Annotated in this window: 12 protein-coding genes and 1 pseudogene; 6 read left to right on the forward strand and 7 right to left on the reverse strand. The window is 75.2% G+C overall.

Annotated features, from left to right (window positions below):
* Nucleotides 1-245 precede the first annotated feature (245 nt).
* Entirely contained in the window at nucleotides 246-1067 is an 822-nt protein-coding gene (locus ABD990_RS33790; protein WP_425569721.1) for an IclR family transcriptional regulator domain-containing protein, read from the forward strand.
* 4 nt (nucleotides 1068-1071) lie between these two features.
* Here the strand turns inward: ABD990_RS33790 and ABD990_RS33795 are convergent, their stop codons facing one another.
* Nucleotides 1072-1482, reverse strand: a complete 411-nt coding sequence (locus ABD990_RS33795) for a winged helix-turn-helix transcriptional regulator (protein ID WP_345384889.1) — start codon at nucleotides 1480-1482, stop codon at nucleotides 1072-1074.
* 89 nt (nucleotides 1483-1571) lie between these two features.
* Between ABD990_RS33795 and ABD990_RS33800 the strand changes: the two genes are divergently transcribed.
* Entirely contained in the window at nucleotides 1572-2426 is an 855-nt protein-coding gene (locus ABD990_RS33800; RefSeq protein WP_345384890.1) for an SDR family oxidoreductase, read from the forward strand.
* A 24-nt stretch (nucleotides 2427-2450) separates the two neighbouring features.
* Here the strand turns inward: ABD990_RS33800 and ABD990_RS33805 are convergent, their stop codons facing one another.
* From ABD990_RS33805 to ABD990_RS33830, 6 genes and pseudogenes are all read right to left on the reverse strand, one after another.
* On the reverse strand, nucleotides 2451-3170 hold the full coding sequence (locus ABD990_RS33805) for a DUF1990 family protein (protein ID WP_345384891.1): 720 nt from the start codon (nucleotides 3168-3170) through the stop codon (nucleotides 2451-2453).
* Nucleotides 3167-4216 (reverse strand): NAD-dependent epimerase/dehydratase family protein, encoded by a 1050-nt coding sequence (locus ABD990_RS33810; protein ID WP_345384892.1) that lies wholly within the window; start codon nucleotides 4214-4216, stop codon nucleotides 3167-3169. The genes ABD990_RS33805 and ABD990_RS33810 overlap by 4 nt, the downstream gene beginning before the upstream one ends.
* Before the next feature lie 124 nt (nucleotides 4217-4340).
* Nucleotides 4341-4796 (reverse strand): histone-like nucleoid-structuring protein Lsr2, encoded by a 456-nt coding sequence (locus ABD990_RS33815; RefSeq protein ID WP_345384893.1) that lies wholly within the window; start codon nucleotides 4794-4796, stop codon nucleotides 4341-4343.
* A 162-nt stretch (nucleotides 4797-4958) separates the two neighbouring features.
* Nucleotides 4959-5621, reverse strand: coding sequence for an NADPH-dependent F420 reductase (locus ABD990_RS33820; RefSeq protein ID WP_345384894.1), 663 nt, complete (start codon nucleotides 5619-5621; stop codon nucleotides 4959-4961).
* Between the two features lie 47 nt (nucleotides 5622-5668).
* Nucleotides 5669-6451, reverse strand: a complete 783-nt coding sequence (locus ABD990_RS33825; protein ID WP_345384895.1) for an SDR family oxidoreductase — start codon at nucleotides 6449-6451, stop codon at nucleotides 5669-5671.
* A gap of 2 nt (nucleotides 6452-6453) precedes the next feature.
* A pseudogene (locus tag ABD990_RS33830) lies at nucleotides 6454-6711 on the reverse strand (aldo/keto reductase); the annotation flags it as partial.
* A gap of 107 nt (nucleotides 6712-6818) precedes the next feature.
* Here ABD990_RS33830 and ABD990_RS33835 point away from each other — a divergent pair.
* From ABD990_RS33835 to ABD990_RS33850, 4 genes are all read left to right on the forward strand, one after another.
* Nucleotides 6819-7319: a DUF1269 domain-containing protein gene (locus ABD990_RS33835; RefSeq protein ID WP_345384896.1), complete on the forward strand. Its 501-nt coding sequence runs from the start codon at nucleotides 6819-6821 to the stop codon at nucleotides 7317-7319.
* 15 nt (nucleotides 7320-7334) lie between these two features.
* On the forward strand, nucleotides 7335-7589 hold the full coding sequence (locus ABD990_RS33840) for a hypothetical protein (protein WP_345384897.1): 255 nt from the start codon (nucleotides 7335-7337) through the stop codon (nucleotides 7587-7589).
* A 24-nt stretch (nucleotides 7590-7613) separates the two neighbouring features.
* The gene (locus ABD990_RS33845; protein WP_345384898.1) at nucleotides 7614-9002 is read left to right on the forward strand and encodes a diacylglycerol/lipid kinase family protein; all 1389 of its coding nucleotides are present in this window, start codon (nucleotides 7614-7616) and stop codon (nucleotides 9000-9002) included.
* 321 nt (nucleotides 9003-9323) lie between these two features.
* On the forward strand, nucleotides 9324-10585 hold a 1262-nt coding region (locus ABD990_RS33850), incomplete at its 3' end, for a winged helix-turn-helix domain-containing protein (protein WP_486362914.1).

Below are 10585 nucleotides of genomic sequence, written 5' to 3' on the forward strand. Positions count from 1 at the left end.
GACCGTCGCCCCGTGCGGGGTCCCCTCGTCGTTCCGGCAGGTCACCACGGTGACACCGGTGGCGAACCGCCCGAAGGCGTTGCGCAGCTCCCGGGGCGGGACCGTCATCTCGCACCTCCCTGTGCGGTGGCCGTACGCTTTGCGTACAAGTTGAACGCTTTGCGTTCAACGGGGCCGAGAGTGCCCTACGCCACGCGCCGCGGTCAAGCCCTCGCTCGCGAAAGCGGTACGGAAGGATGGGGAGGGTGAACAGCGGGGAGACCGAGCGAGGGAGCGAACGGGACTACGTCCAGAGCCTCGAACGCGGGTTCGCGGTGCTCCTCGCCTTCGACGAGGACATGACGAACCCGACCCTCGCCGAGCTCGCCGCGAAGACCGGGCTCTCCCGCCCCGCCGTGCGCCGGCTGCTGCTCACGCTGCAGCGGCTCGGCTACGTGGCCAACCACGGAACCCGCTGGTCACTGACCCCGCGGGTGCTCACGATCGGCCAGCACTACACCGCCACCAACGCGCGGATCGAGCTCGCCCAGCCCCACCTGCTCCGCCTCGCGGAGCGCACCGGCGAGTCCGCGTCCCTGGCCGAGCTCGACGAGTTCGACGCGGTCTACGTCGCCCGCGTGCCGGTCCGGCGGATCATGAGCCTCAACGTCGCCGTCGGCTCCCGGGTCCCGGCGCACGCCACGTCCATGGGCCGGGTGCTGCTCGCGTGGGCCGGCCCGGCGAGCATCTCGCGCTTCCTCGAGGAGGCGCCGCTGCGCAGGCACACTCCCCGGACGGTCACCGACCCCGCCGAGCTGCGGATGGTCCTCGCGCAGGTCCGCGAGCAGGGCTGGTCGATCGTCGACGGCGAGCTGGAGGAGGGGCTGGTCTCCGCCGCCGCGCCGGTGCGGGACCGGACCGGCGCCGTGGTCGCGGCCCTCGCCTCCTCGACGTCGGCCGGCCGGCTCGCCCCCGAGCGGCTGCGCGACGAGACCGTGCCCGTGCTGCTCGAGACCGCCACCGCGATCTCGACGGCGCTGGGCTGGTCCCCGCGCACCCCGCCCGTCGCGCGCGACGGGTTCTTCTGACCGGTCAGGTCCCCCGGGCGTCGTAGCGCTCGCGGGCGGCGGTCATCTCGGGGACCGAGGCCTCGAGCAGGTCCGCGAGCCCGCGGAGGCGCTCGGCGACCTTGCCGCCGAGCGTGGTGAGCGAGTACTCGACGCGCGGCGGGATCGTGCTGTGCACCTCGCGGGTCACCAGGCCGTCCCGCTCGAGGGTCTGCAGGGTCTGTGACAGCATCCGCTCGCTCACCCCGTCCACCCGGCGGCGCAGGGCGTTGAACCGGTACGCGCCCTCGCCGAGCGCGAGCAGGGCGAGGATCCCCCACTTGCCCCCGATCTCCTCCAGGGCCGTGCGAGACGCGCAGTTGCGGGCGAACACCGAGGTCACGAGCTCGTCCGACGGGTCGCAGACGGGTGCCGGGTCCGGGGCTCGTGTGGTCACGCCCGCAGAATACCGCGCCTCCTGGAATGCAGGCGCTTCCGAATAGTTAGTACTGTCGAAGCGCACATCACCTCAGGAGGCGACGGCACATGACCACCTATGCAGTCACGGGAGCGACCGGGCACCTCGGCGCCCTGGCGATCGAGGCCCTGCTCGAGCGGGGCGTCCCGGCGGGCGACATCGTCGCGGTCGTCCGGGACCCGGAGAAGGCGGCGCCGCTCGCCGCCCGCGGCGTCCGGGTCCGGCGGGGCGACTACGCCCGGCCGGAGACGCTGCGGGCCGCCCTCGCCGGCGTCCACCGGCTGTTGCTGGTCTCCGGCAACGAGGTCGGGAAGCGGGTCGAGCAGCACCGCAACGTCGTCGACGCGGCCGCGGCGGCCGGCGTCGAGCTGATCGCGTACACCGGGATCACACGCGCCGACACCACCGGGAGCCCGCTCGCGCCCGAGCACAAGGCCACCGAGGAGCTGCTGGCCGCGTCGGGCGTCCCGCACACCCTGCTCCGCAACAACTGGTACGTCGAGAACTACACCGCGCAGCTCGCCGACTACCTCTCCCGCGGCGCGATCGTCGCCGCGGCGGGGGACGGCCGGGTCGCCGGGGCCGCCCGCCGCGACTACGCCGAGGCCGCCGCGGTCGTGCTGACCGGTGAGGGGCACGCCGGGAAGGTCTACGAGCTGGCCGGCACGCCGTTCACGTTCAAGGAGCTCGCGGCCGTGATCAGCGAGGTCAGCGGCCGGGAGGTCGACTACCGGCCGGTGGGCGGCGACGATCTGACCGGCATCCTCACCGGCGCGGGGCTCGACGAGGGCACGGCCGGGTTCGTCGTCGCGCTCGACGAGAGCATCGCGCGCGGCGACCTCGACATCGAGAGCACCGACCTGCCCGAGCTGCTCGGCCGCCCGCTCACCCCGGTGGCCGACGTGGTCCGCGCCGCGCTCTGAGCCGCGATCCCTCCCGGCGGCCGCTCAGGCCCGCTCGGCCGCCGGGAGCAGGATCCGCCGCCCGCGCACGGGATGCGCGACCCGGAGCCGGACGCGGTCCCACGGGTCCGGCCGGGCGTCGCCCGGGACCAGGACGAGCGGACCCGGGCCCGGGGTGCGGTGTCCGGGCGGCTCCAGCACCGCCCGCGCCCGCAGGCGCTCCCCGATGCGCCGGTAGAAGCGGAGCTGGCTGTGTCGCCCGAACAGGCCCCAGCCCAGCCCGAACACGGGGCCGAGCCGCGGATCGGCCTTCCAGCGCACGCTCGCCCGGAACTCCACCCGGCCGGACGCCCGGTGCTTGGCCACCCGGTACAGCACCTGCCCGCACTGCAGGTGCCCGTCGAGGGTCGCGTACGCCCAGCCCCAGATCCGCCACCCGTCCTCGTCGACGAGGTCGACGACCTCGGTGATCCGCACGCCCATGAGGAACCGCAGCGGGCCGAACCGGCCGTCGAGCAGGACGTCCCGGCCGAGCAGCGCGGAGTCCCGCAGGTAGACGGCCCGCAGCAGTTCGGGCGGGGTGAAGTCGTAGTCCCGCACGAGCGCCGTCGCGCGCTCCCAGATCCCGCCCGGCACCGGGTCGCCCGGCGTCTCGGTGCCCAGCTCGTGCACGTGCTCGTCGACGGTCCAGCCGTCCTCGGCCTCCGGGTCGTCCGTGACCGCGCGCTCCCGCAGGCCCTCGACGACCGCGAGCAGCGCGGTCATCCGACGGCGAGTGCGGGACTCGGCGAGGTCGCGTCCTCGACCACGGCCTCGAGCAGGATCCGCACCCCCTCCGCGGTGCCGATCTTCGGCTCCCAGCCCAGCTCCAGCCGCGCCTTCCCGGTGTCCATGACCGGGGTGCGCACCGCGACGTCGAACCAGCCCGGGGACAGCGCCAGCGCGTGCAGCCGGAACAGGAGACCGATCACGAGCCGGGCCACCTCGTGCGGCACCGGGACCGGACGGGCGCCGATCAGGGCGGTGAGCTCACGGGCGTCGAGGGCGTCGGCGGCGATGTTGAAGGCGCCGCGGGACCGGCGGTCGAGGATCTCGACGAACGCCCGGCCCAGGTCGTCGGCGTGCACGAACTGCAGCACGGTGTCGGTCGGCATCGGGAACAGGGGCACCTTGCCGGCGGCGAGCAGGCCGAACAGTGCATGGGGCACGATCGGGCCGAGGAAGAGCCGGGTCATCTCGCGCGCGGCGTCGCGCTGCACCACCAGCGTCGGCCGGACCCGCGCCACGGCGACGCCCGGGTTGTCCCGCTCGAACGCGTCGAGCATCCGCTCCACGATCAGCTTGTCCCGGCTGTAGGCGGAGCGCGGCTGCCCGGTCACGGGCCAGCTCTCGTCCACCGGCCGGGCCGGGTCCGGCGGGGAGGAGGCGTAGGCCCCCAGGGACGACGCGAACACCAACTGGCCGACACCGGAGCGCCGGACCGCGCGCAGCAGGGCCGCGGTCCCGTCGACGTTCGTGCGCCGCAGCCGCGCCTCGTCGCGCACCGGCTGGATGGCCCACGCGAGGTCGACGACGGCGTCGGCGCCGGTGAAGAGCTCGGTGAGGCGCTGCTCGGCGTTCGCGGCGGTGAGGTCGAGGGCGTGCCATTCGGCCTCGTCGTAGGGCGGGACGGGCGGTGGCGGGCGCCGGCACACCGCGTGCACCCGCACGTCCGGCACGTCCTTCAGCACCCGCAACAACCCGGTCCCCACGTTCCCCGACGCCCCGACCACCACCACGGTGCGCTCGGTCGTGCCGTCCTGCTCCGGCATCGTGCTCCTCTCGTCGTCCCCGGGAGGCATTGCCGGAACGAGGCGACTCAACCACCGCCACGCGCAAGGGCCTCCGACCCGGGGGTCGGAGGCCCGTGCTTCGCGCCGTTCCGGTGGCCGTTACTCAGCTCGCCTCGGCGACCTTCTTCCGGGTGCGTCGCTTGGGCTTCGCCTCCGATTCCGCCGCCGGTTCCGCGGCGGCTTCCCGCGGCGCGTCCCCGGCTTCCGGCGCCGCTGCCGACGCGCCGCGATTCGCGTACGCCTCGAGCACGTTCGACGGGATACGGCCGCGCTCGGAGACCTGGAACCCCGCCGAGACCGCCCACTCACGAATGGCGGCGTTCTGCTCCCGCGTCTTGCCCGAGGACGAGGGGACCCGCGCGTAGTTCCTGCGCCCGGAGCCGGACGAGGCCCTGCGCGCGGCGCCGACGAACGGGGCGAACGCCTCCCTCAGTTCCGAGGCGTGCTTCGTGCTGAGGTCGATCTCGAATTCCTTGCCGTCCAGCGTGAACGTGACCGTTTCGTCCGCCCGACCGCCGTCGAGGTCGTCCACCAGGGTGATATTCGTAATCTTCGCCATCGCTCACGTCCGATCGCCGTACTCGCGGGTTGCCCCGATTCTCCACGGATTCCGGGGAAAGTCGAGCACGGTCACGCGGGAGTGGCCATTCGTGCACCGCGCGTGCCATTTCGCATGCGTTCTCGGGAGAGCCCGCGCGGTGTACGCGGTCGGCGCGCCGAATCAGGCCGCGCGGAACTGCGCGGGACGCTCCCGGGTGGCCTCGGCGAGGGCCGCGCGGGCGCGCTCGGCGTCGTAGTCCTTGCCGTAGACCGGGGTGCCGGGCTGCTGGCGCCAGGACTCCTCGAGCGGGCCGCCGTCGACCGGGTCGAACCCGAGCTCGTCGACGAGCGCGAAGACAGTGTCCTTGCCGGGACCCTCGGCGCCCGCGACGGGCAGCGCGATCCGGCCCTCGGTGCCCCGCGGGGCGCCGCGCTCGAGCAGGTGCTTCCACCAGATGCCGTTGAACACCTTGTACACCGGGGTGCCGAGGAGCCCGGCCACCCAGACGCTCTCCGGGGTGCCGTCCTCGAGCGCCTCGATCCGGCCGTCGCGCTGCTGCGGGTAGTAGTTGTTCGTCTCGATCACGGGCGCCCCCGGCTTCGCCGAGGAGACGATGCCGGGCTCGAGGTCCGGGGTGTTCTTCTGCGGGATGCTCACGATCACGACGTCCGCGTCGGCCGCCGCCTCGCGGGCCCACACCGGCGTCGCGCCGGTCTCCGCGGCCAGCTCCGCCAGCGTCTCCGGGGCCCGGGAGTTCGCCACCCGGACCTCGTGACCCAGGGCGGTGAGCCGCCGGGTCAGCGTGCCGCCGATGTAACCCGCACCGATGATTCCGATCCTCATGTCGGCGGCAACCGGGACCGCCGGGGACGCCATTCCCACTCCGTGATCTAGAGCACTCCCGGGTACGCGCCGCCGTCGATGAGCAGGCTCTGGCCCGTGATGAAGCCCGCCTGCGCGGAGCAGAGGAAGGCGCACGCCGCGCCGAACTCGGCGGGCTCGCCGAAGCGCCGGGCCGGGATCGTCGCACGCCCGTTCGCGGCCACCTCCTCGACGCTGACGCCCTGCTGCTCGGCCGCCACCCGTTGCCCGGCGGCGAGCCGGTCCGTCGCGAAGGACCCGGGCAGCAGGAAGTTGATCGTGACGTTCGCGTGCGCCACCGACCGCGCGACGCCGGCGAGGAACCCGGTCAGCCCGGCCCGTGCGCCGCTGGAGAGGTCCAGGCCCGCCAACGGCATCTTGACCGAGCCCGAGGTGATGTTGACGATCCGGCCGAACCGCCGCTCCACCATCCCGTCGACGACCGCCTGGACCAGCCCGATCGGCGTGGCCATGTTGGCCCGGACCCCGGCCAGCAGGGCCTGTTCGTCGATCTCCCGGAAGTCCCGGAAGGGCGGGCCCGCGTTGTTGTTCACCAGGATGTCGACCTGCGGCACCGCGGCCAGCAGGCGGTCCGGTCCCCCGGGCGTGTCGAGGTCCGCCCCCACGGGGACGACGTCGGCCCCGGTCGCGGCGGCGATCTCGGCCGCGGTCCGTTCGGCGGCGGCCTGCTCCCGCCCGTTGACGACGACGGTGCAGCCGGCCCGGGCCAGCTCCTCGGCACACGCCCGGCCCAGCCCCCGCGTGGAGGCGCAGACGACGGCGGTGCGGCCGGCGATCCCCAGGTCCATCATGCGCCCACGGGCCGGTAGACCTTGGTGAAGATCTCCGGTGACTCGCGCCGCTCGCCCTGCAGCGCGGCCCCCGGCACCTCCTCGGCTCGGCCGTCGGCGTCGACGTCCGCCGTGTCGAAGATGGTGACCCCATGCCCCAGGGCGGCGCGCACGCACTTCGTGGCGACGTCGATCTCCACCTGCGAGCCGTGCGTCAGCCAGTTGCCGTAGGTGATCTCGGATATCTGCAAGCCGTAGCGGCCGAGGTGGCGGAAGTGCATGGCCCCATCGTGCACCCGACGAGGTTCGCCCCCGTCGGGTGAGGCCCGCCCCGGCGGCGGCGACGACAGTCGCTTCCCCGACCACAACTCGAGGGAGAGGCGGATCCATGGCGACGCTTACCGTCTGGAAGTTCGACGACCCGGGCGGCGCCCGGCGCGCGCTGGACGTGGTGGAACGGCTGCAGAAACAGGAGCTGCTGACGCTCGAGGACGCGGCCATCGTGACGTGGCCCGAGGGCCGCAAGAAGCCGAAGACCGAGCAGCTGCACAGCATGTCCGGCGCGGGTGCCCTGGGCGGCAGCTTCTGGGGTCTGCTGTTCGGCCTGCTGTTCTTCGTTCCGCTGCTCGGCATGGCGGTCGGTGCGGCGATGGGCGCGCTCGCCGGCTCGATGTCCGACATCGGGATCGACGACCGGTTCATCAAGGAGGTCCGGGAGAAGGTCACGCCGGGCACGTCGGCGCTGTTCCTCATGACCTCGCGCGTGGTGCAGGACAAGGTGCTCGACGAGTTCCGCGGCACCCAGGCCGAGCTGATCTCGACGAACCTCTCCAAGGAGCAGGAGGACAAGCTCCGGGAGGTCTTCGCCGAGGAGCACGAGAACGTCTGAGGCGAGGTGCTCGGCGTGACCTCCCCTCCTCGGGCCCGGACCTGGGCGTACGAGGCGGTCCTGGCCGTGCTGTCGGACGACGTCAACGCCGAGCAGGGCACCGAGCGGGCGCGGGCCGTGGCCGCCGCGGTCCTGGCCGAGGCCGGCGAGCCCGGCCTGACCGAGACCGTGGTGGTCCTCTCCTCCACGCTCGCCGAGGCCCTGGAACGGATGGCCGCCGAGCGCGGCCTGGTCGCGGCCGACCTGGCCGGGGTCTGGTTCGTGGACTGACACGGGACGAGCGGGGAGGCCGGGATGGCGGTCGGGACGGCGGGGCGCACCCGCCCGGGTCCGGGGCGGCGCCTCGCGGCGGCGGGTGCCCTGCTGGCCGCCCTCGCCGCGATCGCCCTGGTGGTCGTGGCGCTCGTGCAGGACCCGCTGCGGCTCGCCGCGGCCCCGCTGCTGGTGGGCATCGCGGTCGCCGCGGGGTGGACCGCGCTGGTCCGCCGCGGGGCGTGGCGGGTCGCGGCCTGCACGGTGGCGCTGCTCGCTCTCGTCGGCGTGGTCCTGCTCGTGGTGACCGCCTCGGTGCTGCGCACCGTCGGCGTCGTCGTCCTCGTCCTGGTGGCGGCCGGCCTGGCCCGGGTCGCCCTGGGGCGCGACCTCGTGCCCGAGCCGTCGGGGCTGCGTCCCGTCCCGGCGGCGGGGCACGGGGTGCTGCTGATGAACCCGCGCTCCGGTGGCGGGAAGGTCGCGCGGTTCGGGCTCGAGGACGAGGCCCTCCGCCGCGGGGTCACCCCCGTCGTGCTGGAACCGGGCGACGACCTGCGGGCGCTCGCAGAGGCGGCCGTCGCCCAGGGCGCCGACGTGCTGGGCATGGCGGGCGGCGACGGGTCCCAGGCCCTGGTCGCCGACGTCGCCCGGCGGCACGACCTCCCGCTCGTCGTCGTGCCGGCGGGTACCCGCAACCACTTCGCGCTCGACCTCGGCCTCGACCGCGACGACGTCGTGGCCGCGCTCGACGCGTTCGGCCCGGCCCTGGAGCGGCGCATCGACCTGGCGGTGCTGGGCGACCGGGTGTTCGTCAACAACGCCTCGCTCGGCGTCTACGCGGGCGTGGTGCAGTCCGAGGGCTACCGCGACGCCAAGCTCGCGACGACCGCCCGCATGGCCCCCGACCTGCTCGGACCCGGCGCCGAGGGCTCCCACCTGCGCTTCCGGGGCCCGGACGGCGAGGTCGGCGGGCCGGTGGCCATGGTGCTCGTGTCCAACGGCGACTACCGGTTGGACCGGCTCGACGGGTTCGGTACCCGTGCCCGGCTCGACGGCGGTGTGCTCGGGCTGGTCACCGTGCGGGTGGAGCGGGGCCGGGACGTCACGGAGATGCTGGCGGCCCAGGCGACCGGGCGGCTACGCAGCTTCCACGGCTACCGGCAGTGGAACGCGCCGGAGTTCGAGGTCGACTCCGACAAGCCGTTGGTCGAGGTCGGGGTGGACGGCGAGGCTCTGCGCCTGCCGCCGCCCCTGCGGTTCCGGGTGCTGCCGGGGGCCCTGCGGGTGCGTGTCCCCGTGGCGTCGCCGGGGGCGGCGCCCGCGGCGGTCGCCCCCGCCGGCCCGGCGGAGGCGATCGTCGGGCTGGTCCGCGTGCTGCGCGGGCGACCCGCGCAACGGCTGCCGGTCCGACCGGCGCCGACCGGGGCCTGACCCAGGCCCACCCCGCACGGAGCCACACGGCGCGGGGCCTGCGGTGGCCCGCTCCGAGCGGGGCACCGAGGGGCACCGAGGGGCACCGAGGGAGGCGCCGAACGGCTCTGAACGGCTCTGAACGGCGCTGGACGGCACCCGTCCAGGACGTCGGGACGCTACGCCGTTCGGCCCCGTCGGCTGCGCCCCCGGCCCGGCGGTGAGGAGGACCTTCGGCCCGACGGGCCGGGTCAGACACCCGGCGCCGAGCTGCGGAGGCTCGGTCCAGCATGGCCTGGCAGCCGGTCGAACAGTCTGCCGGCGCGTCGGGGGGTGACGTTCGTGCCGTTCGTGCTGTTCCCGAAACCGGTGCCCGAGGCGAAGATCCGGGTCCCCGCCGGCCCACCGCAGGCCGTCCCACGGGCGGCGGTGCGGGCGGCGCTCGACCGGATCACCGACGTCGGCCTGGTCCGCGGGCCCGCGGGCTTCGGCAAGACGGCGGCCGTGGCGGACTGGGTGCGTGCGAGCCCGGGTCCCGGGACCGCCTGGGTCCGGCTGGACGCCGACGACGAGGACCCCGGCCGGCTCTGGTCCGCGGTGCTGGCCGCCCTGGCCCGCTGTCCCACGGTGCCGCCGTCGAGCCGGATCCGGGACCCGCACGGGTGGCCCGAGGCGGGTGGCCCCGAGTTCCTGGCCACGCTGACCGCCGCGCTCGACGCCCTGCCCCGGCCGCCCCGCCTCGTGCTCGACGACGTCGGCGAGCTGACCGGCCCGGCGAGCCTCCACGGGCTACGCACCTTCCTGCGTGACCGGCGACCCGACCTGGCCGTGGTGCTGTGCGGCCGGAGCGAGCCCCCGCTCGGCCTGGCCCGCTTCCGGGTGGCCCGGCGGCTGCGCGAGCTCGGCCCGGACCTGCTGCGCTTCACGCCCGGTGAGGCCGAGGAGCTCCTCCTCGCCGGGGCGCCGGCCCTCGGCCCGGCCGAAGTGGCCGTCCTGCAGACCCGCACCGCGGGCTGGCCCGTCGCCCTCCGCCTGGCCGCGACGGCCTGTGCCGACCCGGCCGACCCCGGGGCGGCGCGCGCCTTCTCCGGCGGGCACCCGCTGGTGGCGGACTACCTGGAGGGCGAGGCGCTCGCCGACCTGGACGCGACCGAGCTCGACCTCCTGCGGCGGGTCAGCGTGGTGAACCCGGTGCCGACCGGGCTCGCCGCGGTGCTCTCCGGACGCGCCGACGCCGGCGGGGTGCTCGACGCGATCGGCCTGCGGACGGGCCTGGTGCGGCCCGAGGGCCGCGGCCGGGAGTTCCACCGGGTGGAGACCCTGCTGCGCGACCACCTGCTCGGGCAGCTGCACCGGCACGCCGCCGGCGCCCCGGCGCGGCTCGAGGCGGCGACGGCCCGCTGGTACGTGGCCGCCGGCCGGCCCGACGCCGCGGCCGAGCACGCCGCCCGCAGCGGGGACTCGCTCGTCGCCACGGAGATCCTGCGGGACACGGGGACCGCCCTGCTGCTCTCGGGCCGGCACCGCCCGCTGCGCCGCGCCCTCGAGACCGCCGGCGAGGCCGCGCTGGCCCGCGAGCCGGGCCTGGCGGCGCTGGCCGCGCC

This window comes from Pseudonocardia yuanmonensis, from assembly GCF_039542425.1.
Classification (GTDB): Bacteria; Actinomycetota; Actinomycetes; order Mycobacteriales; family Pseudonocardiaceae; genus Pseudonocardia; species Pseudonocardia yuanmonensis.